The organism is Pseudomonas chaetocerotis (assembly GCF_015712105.2).
GTDB classification, from domain to species: domain Bacteria; phylum Pseudomonadota; class Gammaproteobacteria; order Pseudomonadales; family Pseudomonadaceae; genus Aquipseudomonas; species Aquipseudomonas chaetocerotis.
On sequence record NZ_JACFYX020000005.1, the window covers coordinates 316,994 to 342,643 of the forward strand.

Consider the following 25,650-nt stretch of genomic DNA (forward strand, 5'->3'; position numbering starts at 1 on the left):
TCGCCGCGGGTACCTAGGATGCTCCCGGCTTACGCGAACGCCGGCAGCGCTCGGAGCAATAACGCACCTCGTCCCAGCAGCGCGCCCACTTCTTGCGCCAGCTGAACGGCAGGCCGCAGACCGCACAGGTCTTCACCGGCAGCTCAGTCTTCTTCACAGCATTTCTCCGGCATCGAGTTTCGCCAGCAGGTGCTCGCCCCAGTCCCATAGCGCCTGCTGCTTGGCCTCGGTCATGCGCGCCAGGTTGCGGTAGACCATGCCGATACGCGGGTTGCGCTCCAGGGGCTCGCGGTGGCGCATCAAAAAATGCCAGTACAGCGCATTGAAGGGGCAGGCCGACTCACCGGTGCTCTCGCTCACCTTGTAGCTGCAACCCTGGCAATGATTGGACATGCGTTTGATGTACTGGCCGCTGGCGCAATACGGCTTGGAACCTAAGTAGCCACCGTCGGCATGCATCACCATGCCCAGGGTGTTGGGTAGCTCGACCCAATCAAAGGCATCCATGTACACAGCGAGGTACCAGTCGCAGATATCCTTGGGTGCGATGCCCGCGAGCAAGGCGAAATTACCGGTCACCATCAGTCGCTGGATATGGTGCGCGTAGGCATGCTCCAGGGTCTGTCCGATGGCCTGGCGCATGCAGTTCATCCGCGTCTTGCCGGTCCAGTAGAACGCCGGCAGCGCACGTGAATTGCCGAAGCGATTGCCCTCGGCGTACTCCGGCATGCGCAGCCAATAGATACCGCGCACGTACTCGCGCCAGCCGATCAGTTGGCGGATGAAGCCCTCGGCGGCGTTCAGCGGCACGTCGCCGGCGCGATAGGCCGCCTCGACCTCGGCGCAGATCCGCCGCAAGTCGAGCAAGCCGATGTTCAGCGCGGCGCTGATGCGCGAGTGAAAGAGAAAGGGTTCGCCATCGGCCATGGCGTCCTGATAGTCACCAAAGTCGGCCAGGCCATTGTCGAGGAAATGCTGCCAGAGGCGCTCGGCCTGCTCGGCGGTCACCGGATAATCGAACCCCTCCAGGCTGCCGTAGTGACTAGCGAAACGCTGCCCGACCAACGCCAGTACGTCACGCGTGATGGCGTCCGGCTCGACGCACAACGGCAAAGGCGGATGCACACCTTTTGGCAACGACTTGCGGTTGTCGGCGTCGAAGTTCCAGGCGCCTCCTTCTGGTGTGCCATCGGGGTTGAGCAACAGGCCACTGTCGCGACGCATCTCACGGTAGAAAAACTCCATGCGCAGTTGCTTGCGCCCCTTGGCCCAGACGGCAAAAGCTTCGCGAGTACAGAGAAAACGACTGTCCGGGTGCCAGTGAATCGGCACGCCGCAATGACGCAACGCCTGCTCCAGACGCCAGTCACCGCACTCGGTCAGATGCACTTCGGCAGGATCGAGCCGTTGCGTCCAGCGCAGCAACTCGCCAGGCAGCGAGCCAATGTTGTCCGGATCATCCAGTGCCACGTAGTGCACCTGGATGCCCCGCTCGCGCAGCGCTTCGGCAAAATGGCGCATGGCGCTGAAGATCAGCGCGATTTTCTTCGGATGGTGCGGTACATGGCTGGCCTCCTCCATCACCTCGGCCAGCAGCACATGATCTTGCTCCGGGTCGATGTCGCCCAACGCACCAAGGCCATCAGTGAGCTGGTCACCCAGAATGAGAAGCAGACGACGAACACTCACAGCAGCACGATCTCCATATTCGGATGGCGGCGCAGGTGGCCGAGCAGGATGTGATAGGTGTCGAGGTTGAAACCGCCACGACGCTTGGTCAGTAATGACCGGGCATGCTCGAGGCCATCGACCGTGCCGAGATGGCGCCATTGATCGAGCACATGCCATTGGGTGAGACCGTGCTGGTCATCACGCTCGACCAGGGCGACCGGTCCGGCCCATGGCCAGGCCTGGGTTTGCAGATGTTCGGCGCCTGCGAGTAACCGTTCATCGTGTGCTTGCCGCGACTCCTCGCCACAACAGGCGCCGGCACAGCGCCCCAGCTGATAGGCGAAGCACGCACCGTCGCCCTCCTCCAGACCGAGCACACGCAGGCACAAGCGTCGCTGCCGCGCCTGCTCAAGCAGCCACTGACGCGCGTGATGTCGCGAGCGGAACAATCCGGCCTGCCTGAGCCCTGGCGTCAAAGCCTGGTGCTGGAGCAATTCGATGCGCAGATCGCCAGGCTCGCCCGCCAGCGCCCAGGTCAACAGCTCGCGCTGCTTGCGCAGACGACGGTTGTACAGGGGTTGCAGACGCTTGATCTCGGCAGACTCGAACAACAGAGCCCCCAACTCACCGGCCGTGATTGCCACCTGCACATCGCGGATCTGCTGCACCATCTGCAGGCTGCGGCGGTCGCGGTGATCGTTCTGAAAGTGCGACATCACCCGGCGGCGCAGGTTGCGACTCTTGCCCACATACAGTTGCGCATCGCCGTCGCCCAGGAAGTAATAAACCCCTGGACGTTCCGGCAACTGGGCGAAACGCTCTGCGGCCAGCAACGGAGGCCGTGCTGCGCTTCGCAGCTGATGCCCCAGCGCCGCCGGGGCGACCTGCTGCAGCAAATGCCGAGCCAGTGCCAGCACGGCCTCTGCGTCCGGCACGGCGCGGTCACGGAAGAAACGCGTGATACCAAAATGCGCACAAAGCGCATCGAAACCGGCACCTGCCAGCTCCGGCAAAACCGATCGGGCCAGGCGCAGCGTGCAGAGCTGCGGCGAGCGCTGCGTCCTCCAGTCAGGCAGTGCGCGACGTAAGAACGCCAGACTGAATCGAAGGTTGTGGCCAACCAGCACGCGGCCGCGAATGGCAGCGGCTATCGCATGCGCCTCGCTCTCGATACGCGGCTGACCGCGTAATTCCAGTGGATGCAGACCACTCAGGTTGAGCAAGTGCACAGGCAAAGCGACACCGGGCTCGAACAGCCAGTGCAGACGCTCCACGACACAGCCCTCAGCATCGACCTGGATGATCGCCAGCTCCCAGATGGCATCACGTGCCGGGTGAGCCCCAGTGGTCTTCACCTCCACGACCGCCAGGGCTTTACCCTGCAACGTCGCGGCCGGTGCGAAGGCTGCCGTCACCAGCCGGAACGAAAGGCGATGGGCACGCGCAGGCTATTGTCGGCCGATGGCATGCCGCACATCTCGTCATGTACCGAGCTGTGCACCAGAAAGAAAGGTAGCGCCGGCATCTCCTGCAGAACGTCACGCGCATGCTCAACCGAACGCAGGTTCAGCGTGCTGCCCCTGTCGGTAAGAATCGGATGAGCGCGGCCCTCCATCCTCGCTTCGAGGAGATAAATGCCACCTTCCAGTGAGATCAGATTGAGTTCTTCGACGCGTCCGGCGTGAGCGTGAGCGGACAGATCATGCAGATTCATCGGTCTTGCCTCCTACCTTAAATTGTACAAGAGCCTATACAAAATTGATTCTTGTACAACAAAGAGAAAGCTCAAGTCCAAAAAACAAAACGCCCGTCGCATTCGGACGGGCGGTTGTGAAGCGGCCTCGGATCAGTCGTGCTTGGTGACCTTGTCCAGATAGCCCATGGCGAAGGCAGAGCCGACGAACGTCAGGTGAATCAGCACATACCATTTCAGGTATTCCAGATCGTAGTTCTTCGCATCCATGAACACCTTGAGCAGGTGGATGGACGAAATGGCCACGATGGACGCCGCCACTTTCATCTTCAGCGAACTGGAGTCCATCTTGCCAAGCCAGCTGAGCTTCTCGGTGCCTTCGTGAATATCCAGGCGTGAAACGAAGTTCTCGTAGCCGGACAGCATCACCATGACCAGCAGCCCACCGACCAGCGCCATGTCGATCAGCGACAGAAGCTTCAGGATCACGTCGGCTTCGGCGAGGGAAAATATCTGCGGCAGGATGTGGTAAAGCTCCTGGAAGAACTTGACCGACAATGCCAGCACTGCAAGAGAGAGACCGAAGTAGATCGGCGCCAGCAACCAGCGCGATGCGTACATGGCGTTTTCGATGAAGCGTTCCATGGAGAACTCACTGAAGGATGGGAAAATCGCGGCGAGTATACCCATCGCACTGCACCAACAGAAGGTGCCCCTGGTACTGTGGATAACCCCAGCCCAGCAGTAATGTCAGGATTGCCCGAAAGCGCCTTGCTTCAGGCGTTTCAGCTTTGTCCATCGGTTTCGGGGTGACGCTGGAATGGTCCGGAGGGGTTGTGGCGTTCGCCGTTGACACGACGTAGTTCGGCCTGCAGATGCAAACACCAGATCGGCGGTTCGCAGCATTCTATGTAGCCTTGCAGGGCCAGGCTCTCGGCAATCGCCGTAAGCGCGTCCTCAGCGACAGAAGGTCCATAGAACGGGCCCTGCGCCTTGATAGCCGAGGGCTGTGCTCCCGACATACCGGCAGCGCAAAGCAGTGTCCAACGTCCGTTGTCTCCTGCCAGTGGCTTGATCGCGCACTCGATGCGGGTGACCAGGCCCAGGCATTGGCGGGTGAGGCAGAGGCTACGCGGCATGGCGGCGACCCTCGCGGAATCCAGGTTCCAGCCTACACCCCGAGTGGCCGAACTGTGAAGGCCAAAGTTATCCACGCAATCTGTGGATAACCCTGTGCATGAGACGTGAGCAAGAACGCCTGCGCGTCTGTCCCGGGGCAATCCGGGACAATCCGGGACAATCGTGCAAGATATGATCAGCTCGTTGCGCCCTCACCCTCGCCTTTCTTGCGCCGTGGTGCCTTGGCCGGTTTCGCCGCGGCCGCCTCAGCTTCGGCTTTCGCCTTGTCCGCGTCGGCCGGTTTGATCTCCTCCTCCAGCCCGATCTCGGCGATATCGCGCAAACGTTCGACCACGCGGGCGTTGACGCTGCCTTTGGGGAAGCGACCCTTTTCGTCTGGATGGCCAGCCGCCTCACCAACGAGCAGACTCAGCGCCTCATCGACATGGCGCACGGCATAAACGTTGAACTGCCCCGCACGCACCGCCTGCAATACGCGGTCGTCGAGCATCAGATTGGCGACGTTGGAGTGCGGGATGATCACCCCCTGCTCGCCGGTCAGGCCCCGTGCCTCACAGAGACGGAAGAAGCCTTCGATCTTTTCGTTGACACCGCCGACCGCCTGTACCTCGCCGAACTGGTTGATCGAACCGGTGATGGCGAAGCACTGCTTGAGCGGGGTGCGTGACAACGCCGAGATCAGCGTGCAGACCTCGCCAAGCGAGGCGCTATCGCCGTCGACGTAACCGTAGGACTGCTCCAGGGCGATGCTGGCGGAGATTTCCAGCGGGAATTCCTGGGCATAGCGGCTCCCGAGAAAGCCAGTGAGGATCATCACGCCCTTGGAGTGAATCGGCTGGCCAAGACTGACTTCGCGCTCGATATCGACGATGCCGCTGCCGCCCGGATAGACGGTGGCGGAAATCCGTGCCGGCACACCGAAGGCCGAGTCGCCCACTTCCAGCACGGTCAGGCCATTGCACTTGCCGACGGCAGCGCCGCAGGTGTCGATGAGGATGATGCCGGCCAGCATGTCGTCGATGATCCGCGCCGACACACGTCCGGTGCGCGTGGCCTTGGCTTTGAGCGCGCGCTCGATATGGCCGACGTCGGTGATGTTTTCCCCGGCGAGCTGACGAATGAAGTCGGCCTCGCTGACCAGCTGGAACAGGTCACCGATGCGCGCCGATAGGCGTCCCTGGTGCTCGGCCAAACGCGCGCTGTGTGTGGCCAGGCGCGCCACCGCAGCGCCGGTCAAGGGCGCCATGCCCTCTTCCGAGGTACGCGTTTTCATCAACTGCGCGAATTGCTCCAGGCTTTCTTCGGCAAGCGGGATGTCCTCGTCGAAATCGACCAGTACGCGAAACATCTCCTGAAAGTCTGGATCGGCATCCTGCAGCGCGTAGTAAAGCTGACGCGAGCCAATGATGATGACTTTCAGCTGCAGCGCAATGACCTGCGGGTTGAGTGTGACGGTCGCAATACGGCCGAGATCCCCCAGCGGTGATTCCATCTTCAATTGGCGCGAATGCAGGGCGCGCTTCAGCGCTTCCCAGACGAAAGGCTCACTGAGCAGCTTTTCCGCCTCGACCACCAGATAGCCACCGTTGGCACGGTGCAACGCACCGGGGCGCAGCTGGCGGTAACTGGTATACAGCGCGCCCTGATCGGAGCTGTATTCGATGCGGCCGAACAGGTTGTCGTAGGTTGGGTGCGACTCGAACACCACTGGTGCACCGCCGTTGGCGTGGTGACCGACCACCAGACTTGGGCAGTACATTTCCTCCAGCAGCTTGCGCAGTTGCGGGTCGGCCTTGTCGACATCCACCAGTTGCTCGACGGCGGTTTTCAGCAGGTTGACCTGCATGGCCTGCAGATAGGCGCAGACACCTGCGTTTTCCGCGTACTTCTCCGACAATGGGGCCAACAGGGGTTGCAGGGCAACGGTGATGGTCTCTTCATTGAGTTGACGCAGCAGGTTGCTCGACTCGCGCTTCCACTGTGGCAGGCTGGCCAGCTCTTCGTTCAGGCGCTCCTCCAGCGCTGCGATATCCGCGTGGAAGCGCTCGCGCTCGGCCTCCGGCAACTGAGCGAACTCGGCTTCGTCCAGCGCCTTGCCCTCGGCCATTGGGGTAAAGGCGATATTGGTGCTGTCGCGGTACAGGGCCACCCCCTTCTCCAGCGACAGCTTCTCGATCACGTCCAGTGCCTGGTCGTAGCGCTTGTTGAAACTGCGATCAATGGCGCTCTTCTTCTGCTGGTAGGTCGGTGTTTCGAATACCGCCGGGAAGGTGGCCAGCAAGTTGTCGATCAACTGATTGATATCGGCGATGAACGCACTCGCGGTGCCGGATGGCAGTTCCAGTGCACGTGGTTCGCGCGGCTCATCGAAATGGTTGACGTAGACCCGGTCGGCCGGGGTTTCCATACGCTTGGCTTCGGCCTTGAGGTAGCGCTGCACGAAGGAGAAGCGCCCGGTGCCGGGCTCGCCCATGACGAAAACGTTATAACCTGGACGCGGCATGGCCACGCCGAACTGCAGGGCCTCGACCGCGCGGGCCTGGCCCAGTACGCCGCGGAAAGGTTCGAGATCATCGGTACTGCTGAAGTTGAACTGCTCGGGGGCGAAGGGGCGGGTCAGTGAGTCGGGGACAAGGCGCAAAGCATCGAGGCTACGCTTGGACATTGGCGATCCTTATAGCGGGCGGAAGTTTCCGCAAAACATGGGGTGATTCTGGGCCTGTGGCGCGAAAGGGATCAAGGCTTGATTCATGGCAATACGCTAAATCGGGTCTGCAATAAGCTTTCACGAGTTCCTCTGCAAAGCCTGTGGCCACGACGGGCAGCACCACAATCGAGAGCCTTGCCTATGAGTGCCTTTCAGGAAATCGCCGCCCTGCTCAGCCTGTCTGCTCTGCTGGGCATGCTCGCCGTACGACTGCGCCAGCCACTGATCATCGCCTACATCCTGGTCGGTATCATCGCCGGCCCAGCTGCGATGAATCTGGCCGGTGATCACAGCTCGATAAGCCTGCTGTCGGAAATCGGCATCACGGTGCTGTTGTTCGTCGTCGGCCTCAAGCTGGACATGCATCTGGTACGCACCCTGGGCGCCGTCGCCCTGGCCACCGGCCTGGGGCAACTGAGCTTCACCATCATCGCCGGTCTGGTCCTGTGCCGCCTGCTGGGGCTGGACTGGGCGAGTGCTGGTTACGTGGCCGTGGCGCTGACATTTTCCAGCACCATCATCATCGTCAAGCTGCTGTCGGACAAAGGCGAGATCGACTCGCTGCACGGGCGCATCGCCATGGGCTTTCTCATCGTGCAGGACATCGCCGTGGTGCTGGCCATGCTGGTCATCAGCCTGTATCAACCAGCCAGCAGCGAAAAGATTGGCTTGCCACCACTGGCGTTGGTCGGCGCGCTGCTGGCCAGCCTTGTGCTGCTCTACCTGCTGGTGCGCTTCGTCCTGCCGCGCCTGCTGGCGCCCATGGCCCGCTCGCCGGAATTGCTGATGCTGGTGGCAATCGCCTGGGGCACGCTGCTGGCCGGCGGCGCCGAGGCGCTGGGTCTGTCCAAGGAGCTGGGCGCGTTCATCGCAGGCTTCTGCCTGGCGTCGACGCCACTGCGTGAAGCCATCGCCAGTCGGCTGACCAGCCTGCGCGATTTCCTTCTGCTGTTCTTCTTCCTGCATCTGGGCATTCAGCTGGATTTTTCCTACCTGCACCAACAGATCGGCAGCGCCGTGCTGCTGTCGCTATTCGTGCTGATCGGCAACCCGCTGATCGTCATGGCCATCATGGGCGCGATGGGCTATCGCAAACGCACCGGCTTCATGGCCGGACTTACAGTGGCGCAGATCAGCGAGTTCTCGATCATCTTCGTCGCCATGGGCATCAGCCTCGGCCATGTGGGCAGCGCAGCGCTGGGGCTGACCACTCTGGTGGGGATCATCACCATCACCCTGTCCACCTATATGATCTTGTACGCGCAGCCGTTGTTCGAGCGCCTTTCTCCCTGGCTAGGGATATTCGAACGGCGCGTAGCCCACCGCGAAAACGCCGAGGACAACGCTCCGGATCACACCCGACCGGAAGTCATCGTGTATGGCCTGGGGCGCTATGGTCGCCAACTGGCCCATCGCCTGCAGGATGCAGGGCTGCGCGTGCTGGGCGTGGACTTTGACCCGCAGGCCCTGGCAAGCGCCCGCAGGGCAGGCCTGGCGGTGTGCTATGGCGATGCCGAAGATGCCGACTTCATCGCCCATCTGCCCTTGCAACAGGCGCGTGCACTGGTCAGCACCATTCCGCAGCGCGAGGTCAATGCACTGCTCCTGCGCGCCGCACGCAGCGCCGGTTTTCGCGGCAACGTCACCCTCAGCGCCTTCCGCGAAGGTGATCTGGAGGCCTTCACTCGCGCCGGTGCGGCCAGCGTCCTGCAACCTTACATCGATGCCGCCGACTCAGCCGCCCGGCGCCTGCTGCAAGAGGTGGAGCAGCCGCTCAGTTGAACTGCGCACACCCCAGGCAGTATTCGGCAACTGGCAGGGCTGCCAGACGCGCCGCTTCGATCGGCTCGCCACAACACAGGCACTCGCCATAGCGCCCCTCGGCCAGGCGCTGCTGCGCCTGGCGCACCAGTAGCGCTCCCTGTTCGGCCTCAGCCAGCAGCGCTTCGAGCACTTCGTCATTCTGCCGCTGCTGCGCCTGCTCGGCGAAATCCGCCGAATGGATGCGCCCCAGATCGCGGCGAATCGCCTCGGCACGGGTCGTGTAGTCATGCAGCAGAGCGTCCAGCACATCACGGTGAGCCATGAGCTATCTCCTTGCGTTGAAGAGCGCTCAGTGTGATGCGCTGCGCGAAACCCGTGACTGACGCGGGTCAGCACTTGCGCGAAATGTCTTGTTCGACTGCCTTGACACCACTCGACAGCCTGGCCAAAGCTCGGCCACCGCCATGACCAGAAGAACAGCGATCTTGAAACGGATATTCACCGTCCTTGCCCTGAGCCTCAGTCTTCCCCTGCATGCTGCCACGCTCGAACAACTGGCCAACGACTCCTACTGGATCGCCCTCGGCCACTACGAGACCGGCAAGCTCGGCGGCTGGCGCAGCTATGTCGACGACGACGATTTCTTCCTCGCAGAAGAAGGCGACAGCGACCCTGCAGCCGAACTGCAGGCGACCCTGCAGGCGCTGTACCAACCCGCCGAACTGGGCGACCGCCACCCACAGTGCATCTACCCGGCGCGCACCCGCTGGCTCAAAGCGCAACTGCAGCTCGACGACCTGCCCAACCCGGACTGCGCCGAATACCGCGAGTGGATCGCCGACGTCAATCCGCACAGCACGGTGCTGGTGTTCCCCGCGGCCTACCTGAACAGCCCCTCGTCGATGTTCGGCCATACCCTGTTGCGCATCGACCAGCCCGACATCGACAGCCACAACACCGCGCTGCTGAGCTATGCGCTGAACTTCGGCGCCTTCATCGAAGGTGACGACAACAGCATCCTCTATGCCTGGCGTGGCCTGATGGGCGGCTACCCCGGCCTGTTCGCTCTGGTGCCCTACCGCGACAAGCTCAGCGAGTACAACCGCCTGGAAAACCGCGACCTGTGGGAATACCGCCTGAACCTGACGCCGGAAGAAACTGCGCGCATGGTCGAGCACGTCTGGGAGCTCAAGCAGATCCGCTTCGACTACTTCTTCTTCGACGAGAACTGCTCCTACCGCCTGCTCGAGCTGCTGGAAATCGCCCGCCCCGGCATCGAGCTGACCGAGCACTTCCCGCTCACCGCCATCCCCACCGACACCGTGCGCGCGGTCAAGGACGCCGGGCTGATCGAGCACATCGACTATCGCCCGTCGCGTGAGCGCGAGTTGCTGGAGCGTGCCGCCCCGCTGGACGCCAACGAGCAGGACTGGGTACTGCGCCTGAGCCAGGATCCCGCGCAACTGGGCGACGCCGCCTTCACCGCCCTGCCCGCCGAGCGCCGTGCCTTGATGCAGGATGCTGCCTTCCGCCTGGTGCGCTACCACGCCAACGACGAAGAGCGCAGCAGCAACGCCCAGCGCAGTTTCCAGCTGCTCGGCGCCATCAGCCGCAATCCGCCGCCGGCACTGGACGTTGAGCGTCCGCCGCTGCCCGAGGAAGGCCATCAATCGCGCACCTGGCAGCTGGCCGGCGGCAGCCGTGACGAGCGCGCCTTCGCCGAGTACGGCCTGCGCATGGCCTACCACGACCTGAACGACAATCTAGATGGCTTCCCCCTCGGCGCACAGATCGAGATTCTCCAGCTCAAGCTGCGTCAGTACGAGAACAACCACTGGCAGCTGCAGCGCCTGGACCTGGCCAACATCCGCTCGCTGACACCGCGCAACGCCCTGCTACAGCCGCTGTCCTGGCAGATCGGCGGCGGCCTGGAGCGGGTACTCGGCGAAGATGGCGACACCCCGCTGGTCGGCCATATCAGTGGCGGCGCTGGCGCCACCTGGCAACTGCGCGACAACCTGCTCGGCTTCGCCCTTGGTACTGCACGCCTGGAATACAACGAGGACTTCGCTGCAGTGATTTCCCCTGCTCTGGGCTTCAATGGCGGGATGCTGTGGCGCAACCCGCTGGGCAACCTGACTCTGGAAATGGCCGGCGACTACTTTCACAACGGCGAAGTTCGCCGGCGTCTGTCGCTCAACCAGCAGTGGGAAGTGTCACGCAATCTCGGCCTGCGCCTCAGCGCGCAGCGCGAGTTCAGCCAGTTGGCCAGCCCGGTAAACGAAGTGAAGCTGGAGCTGCGCTGGTATCAGTACTGAACACCAACGTGCAGACAACAGGCTTCTATACTGAAATTCCCGCCACCCGTTTCAGGAGAGTCGCCATGCGCCGCACACTCATGTTTCTCGCCGCTGCCCTGATCAGCCTGCCGCTGTGGGCCATGCATTGTCCGCAGGACATGGCCAAGATCGACGCACTGCTGCAAAGCGATCCGCCCGCCGACCCCGAGGTACTGGCCAAGGTGCAGGAGCTGCGCGCCGAAGGCGAAGCTCTGCACAAGGCCGGGGATCATGCCGAGTCGGTCAAGGTGCTGGGCGAGGCCCTCGACCTGCTGGCCGCCAGCGAATGAATCACGCTGGGCTCGCTCAATAACCGCTGTACAGCAAGCCCAGCGCGACCTGACGCACTTCCTGCAGATCCACCGGCTTGCTCAGGCAGGCCGAAGCGCCGCGCGCCTTGGCATCCTCGAGCAAACGTGCGTCGGCCACCGCGCTGATCACCATCACCGGCACATCACGCAAACGCGGCTCAGCGCGCATGGCGTCGAGAACATCCAGCCCATTGCCGTCAGGCAGATCGATATCCAGCAACACCAATGCAGGCTCACTTTCCTGCAATTCGGCCAGCGCCCGCTGGCATGAACTCACGCCCCGAACCTCGGCAAACTCACGCAACGATGCCTGCAGGATCTTCATGCAGGCCGGGTGGTCCTCCACGCACAGCACGTGCACCAGATTTTGCACAGCCTGCGCCGGCACCTCGGCAGTCTCGTCACCCAACACATCGGGGCTGGCTGCACTGGGTATGTCGAGCCAGAAACGACTACCGACACCGGGCTCGCTACGCACACCAATTTCGCCTTCCATCAGCGTGGCCAGCTCGCGGCAAAGCACCAACCCGATACCGGTGCCGGGAATATTCGAGCTCTCCCGGCCCAGACGCTGAAACGGCTTGAACAACTGCGCCTGCTGCTCGCTGGAAAGACCCGGCCCAGTGTCGTCCACCCACAAGCGCACACAGTCGGCACGCACCTCGTAGCCCATGCGGATCATGCCGCGCGGGCTGTTGTACTTGATCGCATTGGACAGCAGGTTGAGCAGAATCTGTCGTACCCGGCGCGGGTCGCCCTGCACAAACAAGGGCGGGTTGGCCGCCTCCATCACCTGCAGTTGCAGCTGTTTCTGCTGCGCTTCGGGCTGTACCAGCTCTGCACAACCGCTGAGCAGCGTGCCGATTTCGATAGCCTGGAATTGCAACTGCTGGCGCCGACTCTCGATACTCGACAGGTCGAGAATGTCGTCGACCAATGACGTGAGATGGCGACTGGCGGTGACGATTTCGCGCGCGTAATCGGTCTCCAGCCTGGCGTCCTGCTTGTCCTGCGCTTCCATCTCGATCAACTGGGCGAAACCATGGATGGCGTTGAGCGGTGTGCGTAGTTCGTGGCTCATGCTCGACAGAAAGCGGCTCTTGGCCTGGCTGGCCGCGTGCGCCTCAAGGCTGGCGTGGCGCAGTTCTTCCTGCACCTGCTTGAGCCGAGTGATGTCGACGTGCGTGCCTGCAATGCGCAGCGGCCAACCGCTCGCGTCGCGCGCGAGGACCTTGCCACGGCTGAGCAGCCAGAGGTAATCGCCGCGACAATCGAGATAGCGGTACTCTGCGTCGAAGTACTCCTCGCCGCTGTCAGCGAACAGCTTGCGCAGGTGACGCAGACGTTCCAGATCGTCGGGGTGTACGCGCTGGTTGAACTCGCTCAGCGTCAAGTGATTCGCACCCAGGCCAAAACGTCGAACGAAGCGCTCACTGAGATCGATGGTCAGATCAGTGGTGTCGATCTGCCAGAGGCTTTCAGTTGTACTCTCCAGCACCAGTTGCAGAATGCTCTGCGCCTCCTGCCGCTCATGCTCGCTGGCCTTGAGCTGCTTGCCGGCCTGCTGCACGGCATCGGCCAGGCGACTGACCTCGGCGATATGACTGCCCGGCACGGCTGGCAAATATTTGCCCTGCCCCAGGCTGGTCGCCATGTCGACGATGCCATCGATGGGCTCGGCCAGCTGCTTGCTCAGCTTGCGCGAACGCAGCCACATCAGGGCGAAAAACAGCAGATAGAACGCTACCAGACCGGCAATCAGCAGGTAGCCGATCTGCATGTAACGCTCGGCCAACTGGTTGGTTTCCTGGAAAATCTGCTCCTCGTCCACCACCAGCAGCAAGCGCCAGCCGGTTTGCGGTATTTCGCTCCAGGCCACCAGTTGCTTGCGGCCGCCGAGCAGCACCTCCTGCACGTTGCCATTGCCCGCGTTCATCGCCTGCAGCAATGGCTCCATACCCTCACGCTTGGCCAGGTTGAAGTCCTCGGGCTTGAGTACCTCACGGCGCACAGCCTCCTCGTAGGAGTACTGGGTCAACTCCCGCAGGCCGAAATCCAACTCCCCGGCCTTCGGCAGCGCCATGATGTTGTGGTCATGGCTGACCAGCATCGCGTAGCCCCGCCAAGGCACGCTGAGCTCAGCGATCTCGCCCAGTACCTGGCTGACGGTCACGTCCAGACCGACCACGCCTTCGAGAAAGTCATCGCGATACACCGGGGCAATGGCCGACATCATCCACCCTAGGCCTGCCGGGTCGAGGTAAACCTCGGTCCACATCACCTTGCGTTCGGGGTTGTGCTTGGCGTCGGCGAGGTAATAGAAGTTGTAATCGGGTATCACCATGTCGTGGGGATACTGCGCGGGCGTATCGAACCAGGGATAGATGCGGTTGTAGCTGTCCCAGGTATTGAAATACAGCGCTGCTACCAAGGGGCTGGCCTGCTTAATCGAACGCATCAGCGGATCGAGTTGCGACAGACGCATGACCTTGGCGTGATCCTGTTGGGCAAGTGGCGTGCTGTTGGCGTAGAAGGATGCCGCGCGCCCGTCATCACTACGGGTATAGAACACGCCACTGTCAGTGATCGCATGGCGTTGGTGCTCGAGTTCGTCTGCTTGAAAACGGGTATCGAGCAGCGCTTTGTGAGCGCCATCGCGGTACACCTGCACCAGCGACTCGATAGAGCGCAGCCGCCCGTCGATGATCTGCGCTTCGCGCAACGCGGCACTAGCCAGATCTTTCACGGCCGTTTCCTGCAGATGCTCGATCTGCGCGTCACGAATCGCCTGATTGCTCAGCAGATATACCGCGATCAGCACCGACTCCACCAGAATCAGCGGGATCAGCGCGCTTTGCACGAACGCTCGCCAGATCCACTGACGTAGAGGGTAGCGGCTAGAACTCGGCATTACGGCTCCTTTGCAGAGGGCGCGGGCGGATGCGAGGCGCCATCATAGCTTCCCGTGATGGAATCCGCAGTCGACGCTGAGGAACCTTTGCCGTACACTCAGCGTCCTATCTGTAACCGAAAAGTTTTGGGGCCGATTAGGATTCGACGCCGGTAGCGAAGCTCGAGGTGCATGCCGACTTGGTAACAGAAGTCGTAAATCAACTGTTGCAACTTTCTATAGTTGCCAATGACGAAAACTACGAGGGCTACGCTCTCGCTGCGTAAGCGGCGCGACTAGTCCTTCTGGTAGCTTCGGCTCCAGCGATCACTAGGGGATGCCTGTAAACCTGAAGTGATTGTCATGCAGAACAGGATCGCCGCGTAGTACGTTGTGGACGAAGTGGCTAAAACTTACACAACTCGCCCAATGCACCCTGCCCGTCGGGCGGCTGAGGGTTAACTCAATAGACACGGCTAAGCATGTAGTACCGACAGTGGAGAACTGGCGGACGGGGGTTCAAATCCCCCCGGCTCCACCAAATAAGCCCCTGATTTTCCTAGAGAAAGTCAGGGGTTTTTCTTTGGGCATCGAAAAGGTGTCGAAACGGTTTTTTCACCGTGCCCAGCCAACGGAACGGACATCAAACCCAAGCGTCCAACGACTCAAGTAGCTGCGAACTCCGTTTACGGGTAGCCGAACTGCAGCGCTTGAGTTCAGGTGCACAACAATGAATTACATGACATTGATAACGCTTGTGTCGGTTCTTGCGCTGACTGGCTGCAGCTTCAGCGCGCCAGGCGTTCACGCCCGTATAGGTGACGCAGACGCCATTCGCTTAGACATCGGCGATCATCGCGGCGGAAATTTTTGCCCACCAGGGCATCGTATGAAAGGAAATTGCTAAATGACCACACGAATTGTCGCCCTGATCATGGCTGCGGTTCTTATTTCGGGCTGTAGCTTGAGGCTACCAGGCATAGGCATTGATATTGGCGACGGCGGCGGCGGTCCACCCCACTGCCCACCGGGTCAAGCCAAGAAAGGGAGATGCTAGAGCGAATCCTACCGCTCTGGGCCTGAATCTGGTCGTGTAGTGAAAAGGTCGGCATTGCCGGCCTTTTTTATTTGTTAACCGCCTAAGCCTAACTAAGCGGTCCAAACCTAACAGCATCCTGCAGGTGATCCGGCTCCAGGTGCGCATAGCGCATGGTCATGACCAGGTTGGAATGCCCCAGGACTTTCTGCTGGTTGAGGATGTTCCCGCCGTTCTGGATGAAATGGCTGGCAAATGTATGTCGGAGGGCGTGGGCGGCCTGGCCTTTCGGTAAGCGGATAGTCGTCCTGGCCAAGGCTCGGCGGAACGAGGTGATGGCCGAGTTTGGCTGGTCGTGCTGCTTCCAGTGCCTGACGATCTTGGCTTCCAGCTCTGCAGTGATCGGCACCGAACGAACCTTGCCGTTCTTGGTTCCGCTGAAGGTGATAACGCCATTGCGCAGGCCGGTCGGTTTCAGCTTCTCAGCCTCTGACCATCGAGCACCGGTAGCCAGACAGATCAGAGCGATTATCTCGACGTGCGGGTTGTCGCAGCCGCGCCGTATCTCTTCCAGCAGCTCGGCGATCTGTTCGGTGGTCAGCCAGGACAACTCCCGTTCCTGCAACTTGAGCGGCTTCACCAGGGCGAGCGGGTTGGCGCAGTCGATCACACCCAAACCACGCAGCGCGTTGTAGACCGCACGCAGGTTGCCCAATTCGTTGTTCAGCCTTGGGCGGCGCCCTCCCCTAGCCTGATCCGGCGATCCTGAGCGTAGCTGTGTGGGTCGAGCTTGGCGCCCCGGGGATTTCGCAGGCGCTTGGCCAGAGCATCGAGCGTGCGACGGTCCTTCGGCCTGGGCGACCAGTCTGGGTTTTCGACCACCTTGCCCCTGCAGGATGCTTCGAAGCGCTGGGCTTCACCCTTGGTCTTGAACGTCTTGCGAAAGCGCTTGCCCTTGATGGGTTCCACATCGACTTTCCAGCGGCCATCCGGTAGCTGATCGATAGCCATCAGACGGCACGCCCCACCGGACCTAGCGTTCTTCCAGGATGCCTTTGATGTGTTTGTAGAGTGCGTCTTCATCCATGCCTTCGGCGGCATAGACCATCGAGTTCGATGGGAACCCTGAACGTCCGATCAGGCAGCGGCCGCAATCATTACACTCGATAGATCCTGGGAAACAGGTTCTTCGGGCCGCCTCCCTAATAAAGTGCAGCATCGCGAACGCAACCACCGTTCGCCCGGATCACTGTGAGCAGCCCCTCTCCAGACCATCGATAGCTCTTGCTGAGGAAGTGCAACTGGCACGGCTTCAGCTCTCAAGCCCCCCGGTCCAGACATGGCCTGAGCAACATATTCCGGCACGATGGCAATCATGCTGCTGCCTTCGAGTAGCATGGGTAAGGCGCTGAACTGCGGCACCGCGAGTACGACTTTACGTTGACGCCCAAGCGAATGGAGGGCCCGGTCGGCATTCTCGATAACGTTGCCCATGGACGACACCACGGCATGGGGCCGCCGACAGAACTCTTCCAGGTTCAGTGCGCCAGCCTGTGAGTCAGCCCGCAGCAACATCGGGCGAATCGACCGCAAATGCTTACTCCGCGCGTTGGCCGGCAGCTGCAAGGCATGGCTGATGCCAAGCGAAATCTCCCCGGATGCAAGCAGCTGGGGCAATTGCCATTGATCGGCGCGACGTACCACAAGCCTTATGTTCGGTGCATCGACGCGTAGGCGGCGTAGCAGAGTGGGTAACAAGGCGTATTCGACGTCATCGGAAAGACCAATATGAAAAGTGGCCTCACTCGTTGTAGGGTCGAACGCCTGACACTTGCCCAACGCAGCAGCAATACTGTCAAGCGCAGGGGTCAGGTTGGAGAAAATTTCTTGGGCGCGGGATGTAGGCTCCATTACCCGCCCGGTGCGAATGAACAAGGGGTCATCGAACAGGTGGCGAAGGCGCCCCAAGGCAGCGCTGACTGCTGGTTGCCCAAGGAACAGTTTCTCGCCGACACGGCTAACATTTTGCTCGTGCATCATGGTTTCGAAAACTACCAGCAGATTGATATCCGCCCGACGCAAATCATTTCTGTTCATCATGTTAGGCACCTACGCAGAGCTGTACATTTTTGACTGTCGCCGATCAGGCTGTGAGGCGACGCTGCTTGAACACAGTATTGCTGTCGCGATTAACGATGGGGTAGTGTCGCTCTGCGCCTAGCTGTGTCGCGGAATGGGGAACGCCGGATTGAATCTCGAAGACCTGCAAACATTTGTTGAGGTCGCTGATGCTGGCGGAATCTCAGCCGCCGCGCGCCACCTTGGAGTTTCCAAATCAATCGTCAGTCGGCGACTGTTCCGACTGGAAGCGGACCTTGGCATCCAGCTTCTTGCACGAACCACCCGCGGCGCCGCGCTTACAGAAGCGGGTATGACATTCCGGGAACATGCGGCCCGAGCCAGTGCCGAGATTGAGACAGCCAGAGAAACGATTCTTCCCACCGGGGATCTTCGTGGTCGATTGCGGGTCGCAGTGCCGCTTTCCTCCGGCCCGATACACTTTGCCCCCGTGCTTGCTGAGATGGCACGCCGCTACCCTTGTCTTCAGATTGATGCGGCCTACGGAGATCGCTTCGTCGACCTGGTCGCGGAAGGCTTCGATTGTGCCATCCGGGTCGGCGCCCTACGCGACTCGAACCTGCTGGCGAAACGAGTGGGCCAGATTTACGGCAAGCTCGTCGCCAGCCCGGACTACATCAGGGCACATGGAGCCCCCGAGACGCCGGACGAAATCGCCGCCCACCAGGCGTTGCTCGGCGCCGAAAGTTGGCGCTTCATGGATGGAAACAAGGTCATCACCGTGCAGCCGCAGGGACGCTTCAAGAGCGATAACGGCGCGGCGCTGGCCAGTGCTGCGGCAGCGGGGCTCGGTATTGCGTGGCTCCCCGATTGTGTCACTTATGAATATCTGGCGTCAGGTGCACTCGTTCCGATCATGACTCGCTATCCACTGCCTGTAGGAGACGTTTACATCGTGCGGCCGCCCAGCGCGCACCCAGCGCAAAAAGTGCGCATCCTCTCGGAGTTGATGATCGAATCATTTGAAAGAAATCCGCCGTTTACGGATGCTATGGCCAAAGTAGTGGCGGCACGCGACCTTATGCCTGGCTGATCACCACCGAGCTGCGAACACAAGCATTGCTATGCCTGGCTCAGGACAACTTTCTGGAACGCCAGAGCTGCGACGTTCAAAGCAACACTTCGCGTCCGCCATAAATAGGCGCAGAACTGCTGAGTTTGAGCGGCTATCGCGGTAGAAAGCCCTATCAAGCGGGCCGATACCGAAATCATCGGTAGCCGTATTCGATCAAAGCTCGATGCACGCACTTTGTGCCATCAAAAGGGTCGGTGTTCACCTGGCCCAAACCATGGCATCGCCGTCTACCTGGCGCTGCGTTTAGTGCCGTACTGATCCGAGGTGCGCCGCTCATCAATTCACCTTCTGGCTGCCTCGCAACTGACTGTCGGATCAGCGACGGCAAGGTGTGAGCTTGCCGTTCGATTGTTCACGATGTTCCGCCGGCTCGTGTCTTCAACATGGCAAGGAGAATACCTGCAGAGATCGCAAGCACACCGGCAATGAGACTGATGCTCAAGCTCTCACCAAACCAGAACACCGAGCTAATCAAGCCCACCAGCGGCACACCCAACATGGCCAGTGACATGCTCGTAGCCGGTAGCCACATGCTTGCGGCGTTGACGGCGCAGAAGCAAAAAGCAGTCGCCAGCGGGCCGACGAACAAAACGATCTGCCAGAACGTCATTGAGCCATCGCCTGTGAATGGCCCCTCGACGATTCGTGCGAGCACCAGCAGGGGAATGGCAGCGACGAGCATTTGCCAAGGAGCAAGCTCATAGGCCGTAGCGCGTACGTTTGCGTAGCGCAGGTGCAGAATGCACAGCGCCCAGCAGGCCGATGCGATCAGCAACATCAGGTTTGCGCGCACTAGGTTCGCATTGTTCCAGTCCAGCGCCAGCGGGTTGAACAACACGGCTACGCCGAACATGCCGAGGGCGGCGCCGAACAGCTGACGAGGGGCCAGACGTTCACGAAAGACGAGCACGGCCAATGGAGTCACCCATAGCGGAGTCGTGTAGGCGAGCACAGCCGAGCGACCCGCTGGGAGGTCCGTCATGGCCAGCGCGCCGAGCAGTGTAAAGGCAAGCATCTGTAACAGACCAACACTCAGCAAGAGTGGCAAATCGCGCCGACGGGGTCGGTACAGGGTGCCGGTCGCCAATTGCAGAAGGAACAGGCACAAGGCGCCAAGTGCGAAGCGGCTGGCTGAGAACCAAACGGGGGTGACGTGATCAAGTCCCGCCTTCATGACCGGCCAGTTGACGCCCCATACCAGGATCGCCAAGAGCAGCAACGCGATCCCCTTGACTCTAGGGGTCAGCAAAATGCGGTCGGATATTGGAGCGTTTCGAGCCTCGGTACTCAGGCTTTGCGGGCAGGTCGTCATGATGACCTCCTGAAGCAATTAGTGGGTACAGAACAGCCTAATGGTCCTGAGGCGGAGATACTTTCCTAATTGACTTGTAAAACAGCGGAGTTTTAGTCAAATATTCTTCTGTTGTTGATTTATGGAGAAAAGTTTAATGCGCAAGCTTGATAGGACCGACATCGTGATTCTCAACCGGCTGCAGGAGAATGCGCGCATAACCAATGCCGAACTGGCGCGCGCGGTCAATCTTTCCTCTACCCCCTGTTTCAACCGGGTCAAGGCCATGGAGGAGCTTGGGTTGATTCGTCAGCAGGTCACGCTGCTGGCCCCGGAGCTGCTGGGTCTGCATGTCAACGTGTTCATTCACGTCAGCTTGGAAAAACAGGTGGTCGATGCACTGGCGCGTTTCGAAAGCGCCATTGCCGAGCGGCCGGAGGTGATGGAATGTTATTTGATGACAGGAGACGCCGATTACTTGCTACGCGTGCTAGTGCCTGACATTCAGGCGCTGGAGCGCTTCATCCTTGATCATCTGACCAAAATCCCCGGTGTCGCGAACATCCGCTCGAGCTTTGCGCTGAAGCAGGTGCGTTACAAAACAGCACTGCCATTACCACCGAATGGGTTAGTGGTTGGATGAAGCGGATCCCGTGGGCGAGTTCGCTCACCCTGCTTGTACTGGTTGGTACCTTGCCGCTGCCAGGACGATGCACGTCCCTCTCCACAGTTTTCAACAAGGCTCGCTGTACGCGGGTTGCACCAAAACGCCAACGTATACACAAGCGCCCATGGCCGCGGACTTTGTCAGAGCGCCCTGGCCCAGTCGCGCAGCAAGTATTTCTGTATTTTGCCCGTCGAGGTCTTCGGTAGCTCACGGAACACCACGGTTTTAGGCAATTTGTAACTGGCCAGCTGCTCGCGACAAAATCCAACGATGTCCTCCTCTCGAGTGGCCCTATACCCCTCTTTAAGGGTGATGAACGCACAAGGTACTTCCCCCCATTTCTCGTCCGGCCGAGCGACTACCGCAGCTTCCAGAACGGCCGGATGGCGATAGAGAACACCCTCGATCTCGATGGTGGAAATATTTTCGCCGCCGGAAATGATGATGTCCTTCAGTCGGTCCTTGATTTCGATGTAGCCGTCCGGGTGTCGGACAGCGAGATCGCCGGTGTGGAACCAACCTCCAGCGAAAGCCTCACGGGTCGCATCAGGGTTTTTCAGATAGCCCTTCATCACCGTGTTGCCGCGCATGAAGATTTCGCCAAGGGTAATCCCGTCGTTCGGCACAGGTTGCAAGGTTTGCGGATCAGCCACCATCAGCCCCTCCAGTGTCGGATAGCGTACCCCTTGACGTGATTTGATCCTGGCGCGCTCGTCGAGCGGTTTGTCATCCCACTCACCATGCCACGCGCACACCGTCACTGGCCCATAGACTTCGGTGAGCCCATACACATGGGTGACCTTGATGCCCATCTCCTCAACCGCGCCAATGACCTTCGCCGGCGGTGCTGCTCCGGCCACCATGGCATCGACCGGATGCTCGATGAGCGCCTTGTCTGTATCCGGCAAATTGACCAGCGCATTGAGCACGATTGGCGCGCCGCACAGGTGGCTGACACGGTGCTCGCGAATCAGGCTCAGCACCTTCTGCGGCTCGACCCGGCGCAGGAAGACGTGGGTACCGGCCAGCGCGGTGACGGTCCAGGGATAGCACCAGCCATTGCAGTGGAACATCGGCAACGTCCACAGGTACACCGGATGGTTACCCATCGCCCAGGTCATCTGGTTGCCCATGGCGTTGAGGAAGGCGCCACGGTGGTGATAGACCACGCCTTTGGGGTTACCGGTAGTGCCGGAGGTGTAGTTGAGGCTGATGGCCTGCCATTCGTCCTCCGGCCACTGCCAGGCGAATTCGGGGTCGCCCTCGGCGAGGAAGGCCTCGTAGTCGAGGTCGCTGACCGCCTGGCCTTCGCCGTACTCGGGGTCGTCGACATCGACCACCAATGGCGGATGCGCCAGCAAACTCAGGGCCTGACGGATCACGGTGTGGAACTCGCGGTCAGTGATCAACACCTTCGCCTCGCCGTGTTCAAGCATGAAGGCAATCGCCGACGCATCGAGGCGTACGTTCAGCGTGTTGAGCACCGCGCCAATCATCGGCACGCCAAAGTGCACTTCGAGCATCGCCGGGATGTTGGGCAGCATCACCGCAACCGTATCGCCCTTACCGATGCCCCGGCGACTGAGCGCACTGGCAAGACGCCGGCAACGCGCGTAGGTGTCTTGCCAGTTGCGTCTTAAGGGACCGTGGATGACGGCAGGATATTGTCCGTAAACAGCTGCGGTGCGCTCGATGAAGCTCAGCGGTGAGAGCGCTACGTGGTTAACCACCAAGGGCGTCAGGCCAGTTTCGAAAATCGACATGAGGTTTTCCTGTAGGAAGGCTACCCGCCAAGCAGGTAGCCATCAGTGGCTGATTGTTAGCTCTGATTCAGGTGTTGAAAGGCCTCGCCTGGCGACTAATGAGGCGCTTCTTCGGCTTTCTGGATAGCCGCGAACTCTTCCTCTGGTGTGCCGGATACAAGGTGGTGACGGCTGTACAACGCAAAGTAGGCAATGAAGAGCCCGTAGATTGCCGCAGTACCCATCATCACTTTCGGGTCTACCAGGAAGCCGGCGACCAGGGCGATCGCCGCCAGGATCAAGGCGAATGATGACGTGACGATGCCGCCTGGCGTGCGATAGGGACGCTGCATGTCCGGGCGACGGATACGCAGGGAGATATGCGCCGCCATCATCAGCACGTAGGACAACGTCGCGCCGAAGACCACGACCAGGATCAGCAGGTCACCCTGCCCCGTCAGCGACAGGCCGAAGCCGATGACACCCGGTACCACCAGCGCATGGACCGGCGCCTTGTTGCGATTGGTGACCGACAGCTTGCGTGGCAGGTAGCCCGCGCGCGACAGGGCAAAGATCTGCCGCGAATAGGCATAGATGACCGAAAAGAAGCTGGCGATCAGCCCGGCGAGGCCAACCAGGTTCACGAACTGGCTCATCCAGGTCGAACCTCCATACACTGCCTCCAGGGCCGCCACCAACGGATTACCGGAATCCATCAGCGCCTGGGCACCGGCCGCTCCCGGACCTACAAACAGAATCAACGCAGCGAAGATCAGCAGCACCAGCATAGAGCCGATCAAGCCACGTGGCAGATCGCGTGTAGGGTTCTTGGTTTCCTCTGCAGCCAGAGCGACACCTTCCACGGCCAGGAACAGCCACATCGCGTAAGGAATCGCAGCCCAGATACCGACATAACCAAATGGCAGGAAGCTGCTGGCGCCCATGGCTTCACTCGCCGGGATATCGAACAGGTTGGCGACCTCGACGTGCGGAACCATAGCCACGATGAACAGGCCAAGTGCGATGGCCGCCACTGCCGTAATGACGAACATCACCTTCAGGGCCTCTCCCGCACCGAGCACATGGATACCGATGAACACCGTGTAGAACGCCAGGTAGATCGGCCAGCCACCAACGCCGAACAGTGATTCACAGTAGGCGCCTATGAAAACCGCGATAGCGGCTGGCGCGATGGCGTACTCCATCAGGATCGCAGCGCCAGCGAAGAACCCGCCCCAAGGCCCGAAGGCTGTGCGGACAAAGCCGTAACCGCCACCGGCGGTTGGAATCATCGAAGACAACTCAGCCATGGAGAAGCACATACACAAGTACATGGCAGCCATCAGCAAGGTAGCGAGGAACATGCCGCCCCACCCGCCTTGGGCCAGGCCGAAGTTCCAGCCGGCAAAATCTCCCGATATCACATAGGCAACACCCAGACCGATAAGCAGCACCCATCCCGCTGCACCCTGCTTCAACTGTCGATTCTGGAAATACTGCGCATCGACACTTTCAGTTTCGACACCGCGTGCGAAGCTGATTGTTTGTTCTTGTTCAATGGACATAAGTCGGGTCCTCTTCATGACGGCCGCCATGCACCTGCACGGCGGCGTGAGGCGAAATAGAGAGTGGCTATGGCAGTACTCAGAAGAACCCCAACGGGTTGATGTCGTAGCTGATCAGCAGGTTCTTGGTCTGCTGGTAGTGGTCGAGCATCATCTTGTGGGTCTCGCGCCCTACCCCGGACTTCTTGTAGCCGCCAAATGCGGCATGTGCCGGGTACAGGTGGTAGCAGTTGGTCCATACGCGGCCAGCCTTGATGCCGCGACCCATTCGGTAGGCACGGTTGATGTCGCGAGTCCACACCCCGGCGCCCAGGCCGAACTCGGTGTCATTGGCGATGGCCAGGGCTTCGGCCTCATCCTTGAAGGTGGTGACACTCACTACCGGGCCGAAGATCTCCTCCTGGAACACGCGCATCTTGTTGTGGCCCTTGAGCAGGGTCGGCTGGATGTAATAGCCGGTGGCCAAAGAGCCTTCGAGCTTCTCCACCTTGCCACCGGTCAGCAACTCAGCGCCCTCCTCCTGGGCAATGTCCATGTACGAGAGGATCTTCTCGAACTGCTGCTGAGAGGCCTGGGCACCGACCATGGTGTCGGTGTCCAGCGGGTCGCCGCGCTTGATCTGCTGCACCTTTTTCAGCACAACTTCCATGAACTGCGGGTAGATGGACTCCTGCACTAGCGCGCGCGACGGGCTGGTGCACACCTCGCCCTGGTTGAAGAACGCCAGCACCAGGCCTTCGGCGGCCTTTTCGATAAAGGCCGGCTCGGCGCTCATGATGTCTTCGAAGAAGATGTTCGGCGACTTGCCGCCGAGTTCAACGGTCGAGGGGATGATGTTCTCGGCGGCGCACTTGAGAATGTGCGAACCCACCGGAGTGGAGCCGGTGAAGGCGATCTTGGCGATACGCTTGCTGGTGGCAAGGGCCTCGCCGGCTTCGCGGCCATAGCCTTGCACCACATTGAGCACGCCCGGCGGCAGCAGGTCGCCGATCAGTTCCATCAGCACGGTAATCGACAACGGCGTCTGCTCGGCAGGCTTCAAGATCACGCAGTTACCTGCGGCCAGGGCGGGAGCGAGTTTCCAGGCGGCCATCAACAACGGAAAGTTCCACGGAATGATCTGCCCGACCACGCCAAGGGGCTCGTGAAAGTGATAGGCCGCTGTGTGTTCATCGATTTCAGCGGCGCTGCCTTCCTGGGCGCGGATGCACCCTGCGTAGTAGCGAAAGTGGTCGGCGGCCAGGGGTACGTCGGCATTCAGGGTTTCGCGAACGGCCTTGCCGTTGTCCCAGGTTTCGGCCACGGCCAGCAGCTCGAGATTGGTCTCGATACGGTCGGCGATTTTCAGCAGGATATGCGAACGTTCCTGCACGCTGGTGCGGCCCCAGGCGCCGGCAGCAGCATGGGCGGCATCCAGGGCCAACTCGATATCTTCGCTGCCCGAGCGTGGGAACTCACCGATCAACGAGCCATCGACCGGGCTGGTATTGCTGAAGTACAGGCCTTTGACCGGGGCCGCGAACGCTCCACCGATATAGTTGCCATATTGCGGCTTGAGTTGGATGACCGCATCGGGTGTTCCGGGTTTCGCGTAGATCATGGTGTTCTCCGTGACATTGT

20 protein-coding genes, 1 other RNA gene and 1 pseudogene are annotated in these 25,650 nt (G+C 60.7%); 7 read left to right on the top strand and 15 right to left on the bottom strand.

Translation table 11 applies throughout. The annotated features are described in order from the left end of the window. Positions 1–13: 13 nt before the first annotated feature. The 7 genes from H3221_RS11555 to H3221_RS11585 form a co-directional block, all read right to left on the bottom strand. Positions 14–157 (bottom strand): DUF2256 domain-containing protein, encoded by a 144-nt coding sequence (locus tag H3221_RS11555; RefSeq protein ID WP_196476982.1) that lies wholly within the window; start codon positions 155–157, stop codon positions 14–16. After that, positions 154–1,689 (bottom strand): cryptochrome/photolyase family protein, encoded by a 1,536-nt coding sequence (locus H3221_RS11560; protein WP_196476983.1) that lies wholly within the window; start codon positions 1,687–1,689, stop codon positions 154–156. Before H3221_RS11560 ends, H3221_RS11555 begins: the two co-directional genes overlap by 4 nt. Further along, complete coding sequence (locus H3221_RS11565; RefSeq protein WP_196476984.1) at positions 1,686–3,086, bottom strand: 3'-5' exonuclease family protein; 1,401 nt, start codon at positions 3,084–3,086, stop codon at positions 1,686–1,688. The genes H3221_RS11560 and H3221_RS11565 overlap by 4 nt, the downstream gene beginning before the upstream one ends. After that, positions 3,083–3,385, bottom strand: a complete 303-nt coding sequence (locus H3221_RS11570; protein ID WP_196476985.1) for a DUF6482 family protein — start codon at positions 3,383–3,385, stop codon at positions 3,083–3,085. Before H3221_RS11570 ends, H3221_RS11565 begins: the two co-directional genes overlap by 4 nt. Positions 3,386–3,517: 132 nt before the next feature. Beyond that, positions 3,518–4,009: a TIGR00645 family protein gene (locus H3221_RS11575; protein ID WP_196477001.1), complete on the bottom strand. Its 492-nt coding sequence runs from the start codon at positions 4,007–4,009 to the stop codon at positions 3,518–3,520. Between the two features lie 140 nt (positions 4,010–4,149). After that, the gene (locus tag H3221_RS11580; RefSeq protein WP_160020746.1) at positions 4,150–4,503 is read right to left on the bottom strand and encodes a PA4575 family protein; all 354 of its coding nucleotides are present in this window, start codon (positions 4,501–4,503) and stop codon (positions 4,150–4,152) included. Between the two features lie 176 nt (positions 4,504–4,679). Next, entirely contained in the window at positions 4,680–7,169 is a 2,490-nt protein-coding gene (locus H3221_RS11585) for a Lon protease family protein (RefSeq protein WP_196476986.1), read from the bottom strand. Positions 7,170–7,352: 183 nt separating this feature from the next. On the opposite strand from H3221_RS11585, the gene H3221_RS11590 reads away from it, so the two are divergent. Further along, complete coding sequence (locus tag H3221_RS11590; protein ID WP_196476987.1) at positions 7,353–8,993, top strand: cation:proton antiporter; 1,641 nt, start codon at positions 7,353–7,355, stop codon at positions 8,991–8,993. On the opposite strand, the gene H3221_RS11595 is transcribed toward H3221_RS11590, so the two are convergent. Beyond that, on the bottom strand, positions 8,986–9,297 hold the full coding sequence (locus H3221_RS11595) for a TraR/DksA family transcriptional regulator (protein ID WP_196476988.1): 312 nt from the start codon (positions 9,295–9,297) through the stop codon (positions 8,986–8,988). The two genes, H3221_RS11590 and H3221_RS11595, sit on opposite strands and share 8 nt — an antisense overlap. Before the next feature lie 160 nt (positions 9,298–9,457). On the opposite strand from H3221_RS11595, the gene H3221_RS11600 reads away from it, so the two are divergent. Both H3221_RS11600 and H3221_RS11605 read left to right on the top strand, forming a co-directional pair. Beyond that, positions 9,458–11,293: an Lnb N-terminal periplasmic domain-containing protein gene (locus H3221_RS11600; RefSeq protein ID WP_450091412.1), complete on the top strand. Its 1,836-nt coding sequence runs from the start codon at positions 9,458–9,460 to the stop codon at positions 11,291–11,293. A gap of 65 nt (positions 11,294–11,358) precedes the next feature. Continuing rightward, positions 11,359–11,604 carry a hypothetical protein gene (locus tag H3221_RS11605; RefSeq protein ID WP_160020751.1) on the top strand — a complete coding sequence of 82 codons (246 nt, stop codon included), beginning with the start codon at positions 11,359–11,361 and terminating at the stop codon, positions 11,602–11,604. A gap of 16 nt (positions 11,605–11,620) precedes the next feature. On the opposite strand, the gene H3221_RS11610 is transcribed toward H3221_RS11605, so the two are convergent. Further along, a complete protein-coding gene (locus tag H3221_RS11610) occupies positions 11,621–14,536 on the bottom strand; it encodes a hybrid sensor histidine kinase/response regulator (protein ID WP_196476990.1) in 2,916 nt (971 codons plus the stop codon). A 128-nt stretch (positions 14,537–14,664) separates the two neighbouring features. Here H3221_RS11610 and ssrA point away from each other — a divergent pair. Then, positions 14,665–15,056, top strand: a transfer-messenger RNA (tmRNA) gene (ssrA, locus tag H3221_RS11615). Positions 15,057–15,422: 366 nt separating this feature from the next. Then, positions 15,423–15,572 carry a hypothetical protein gene (locus tag H3221_RS11620; protein ID WP_224490557.1) on the top strand — a complete coding sequence of 50 codons (150 nt, stop codon included), beginning with the start codon at positions 15,423–15,425 and terminating at the stop codon, positions 15,570–15,572. 88 nt (positions 15,573–15,660) lie between these two features. Here H3221_RS11620 and H3221_RS11625 read toward each other — a convergent pair. Next, positions 15,661–16,562 (bottom strand): annotated as a pseudogene (locus tag H3221_RS11625) (phage integrase). A gap of 126 nt (positions 16,563–16,688) precedes the next feature. Beyond that, positions 16,689–17,651, bottom strand: a complete 963-nt coding sequence (locus H3221_RS11630; protein WP_196476991.1) for a LysR family transcriptional regulator — start codon at positions 17,649–17,651, stop codon at positions 16,689–16,691. Between the two features lie 148 nt (positions 17,652–17,799). Between H3221_RS11630 and H3221_RS11635 the strand changes: the two genes are divergently transcribed. Further along, positions 17,800–18,723, top strand: coding sequence for a LysR family transcriptional regulator (locus H3221_RS11635; protein WP_196476992.1), 924 nt, complete (start codon positions 17,800–17,802; stop codon positions 18,721–18,723). A 394-nt stretch (positions 18,724–19,117) separates the two neighbouring features. On the opposite strand, the gene H3221_RS11640 is transcribed toward H3221_RS11635, so the two are convergent. Next, on the bottom strand, positions 19,118–20,077 hold the full coding sequence (locus H3221_RS11640; RefSeq protein ID WP_196476993.1) for a DMT family transporter: 960 nt from the start codon (positions 20,075–20,077) through the stop codon (positions 19,118–19,120). A gap of 136 nt (positions 20,078–20,213) precedes the next feature. Between H3221_RS11640 and bkdR the strand changes: the two genes are divergently transcribed. Beyond that, positions 20,214–20,699 (top strand): Bkd operon transcriptional regulator BkdR, encoded by a 486-nt coding sequence (bkdR, locus tag H3221_RS11645; RefSeq protein ID WP_196476994.1) that lies wholly within the window; start codon positions 20,214–20,216, stop codon positions 20,697–20,699. Between the two features lie 164 nt (positions 20,700–20,863). Here the strand turns inward: bkdR and H3221_RS11650 are convergent, their stop codons facing one another. The 3 genes from H3221_RS11650 to exaC form a co-directional block, all read right to left on the bottom strand. Continuing rightward, a complete protein-coding gene (locus tag H3221_RS11650) occupies positions 20,864–22,486 on the bottom strand; it encodes an acyl-CoA synthetase (RefSeq protein WP_196476995.1) in 1,623 nt (540 codons plus the stop codon). Positions 22,487–22,581: 95 nt separating this feature from the next. Continuing rightward, positions 22,582–24,030: an ethanolamine permease gene (gene eat / locus H3221_RS11655; protein ID WP_196476996.1), complete on the bottom strand. Its 1,449-nt coding sequence runs from the start codon at positions 24,028–24,030 to the stop codon at positions 22,582–22,584. A gap of 79 nt (positions 24,031–24,109) precedes the next feature. Beyond that, positions 24,110–25,630 carry an acetaldehyde dehydrogenase ExaC gene (exaC, locus tag H3221_RS11660; protein ID WP_196476997.1) on the bottom strand — a complete coding sequence of 507 codons (1,521 nt, stop codon included), beginning with the start codon at positions 25,628–25,630 and terminating at the stop codon, positions 24,110–24,112. Between the last annotated feature and the right edge of the window lie 20 nt (positions 25,631–25,650).

Coding starts and splice junctions, on each gene's coding strand:
- H3221_RS11570 (WP_196476985.1), bottom strand. CDS start 3,385: ATGAATCTGCATGATCTGTCCGCTCACGCTCACGCCGGACGCGTCGAA.
- H3221_RS11575 (WP_196477001.1), bottom strand. CDS start 4,009: ATGGAACGCTTCATCGAAAACGCCATGTACGCATCGCGCTGGTTGCTG.
- H3221_RS11580 (WP_160020746.1), bottom strand. CDS start 4,503: ATGCCGCGTAGCCTCTGCCTCACCCGCCAATGCCTGGGCCTGGTCACC.
- H3221_RS11585 (WP_196476986.1), bottom strand. CDS start 7,169: ATGTCCAAGCGTAGCCTCGATGCTTTGCGCCTTGTCCCCGACTCACTG.
- H3221_RS11590 (WP_196476987.1), top strand. CDS start 7,353: ATGAGTGCCTTTCAGGAAATCGCCGCCCTGCTCAGCCTGTCTGCTCTG.
- H3221_RS11595 (WP_196476988.1), bottom strand. CDS start 9,297: ATGGCTCACCGTGATGTGCTGGACGCTCTGCTGCATGACTACACGACC.
- H3221_RS11605 (WP_160020751.1), top strand. CDS start 11,359: ATGCGCCGCACACTCATGTTTCTCGCCGCTGCCCTGATCAGCCTGCCG.
- H3221_RS11610 (WP_196476990.1), bottom strand. CDS start 14,536: ATGCCGAGTTCTAGCCGCTACCCTCTACGTCAGTGGATCTGGCGAGCG.
- H3221_RS11620 (WP_224490557.1), top strand. CDS start 15,423: ATGACCACACGAATTGTCGCCCTGATCATGGCTGCGGTTCTTATTTCG.
- H3221_RS11630 (WP_196476991.1), bottom strand. CDS start 17,651: ATGATGAACAGAAATGATTTGCGTCGGGCGGATATCAATCTGCTGGTA.
- H3221_RS11640 (WP_196476993.1), bottom strand. CDS start 20,077: ATGACGACCTGCCCGCAAAGCCTGAGTACCGAGGCTCGAAACGCTCCA.
- bkdR (WP_196476994.1), top strand. CDS start 20,214: ATGCGCAAGCTTGATAGGACCGACATCGTGATTCTCAACCGGCTGCAG.
- H3221_RS11650 (WP_196476995.1), bottom strand. CDS start 22,486: ATGTCGATTTTCGAAACTGGCCTGACGCCCTTGGTGGTTAACCACGTA.
- eat (WP_196476996.1), bottom strand. CDS start 24,030: ATGTCCATTGAACAAGAACAAACAATCAGCTTCGCACGCGGTGTCGAA.
- exaC (WP_196476997.1), bottom strand. CDS start 25,630: ATGATCTACGCGAAACCCGGAACACCCGATGCGGTCATCCAACTCAAG.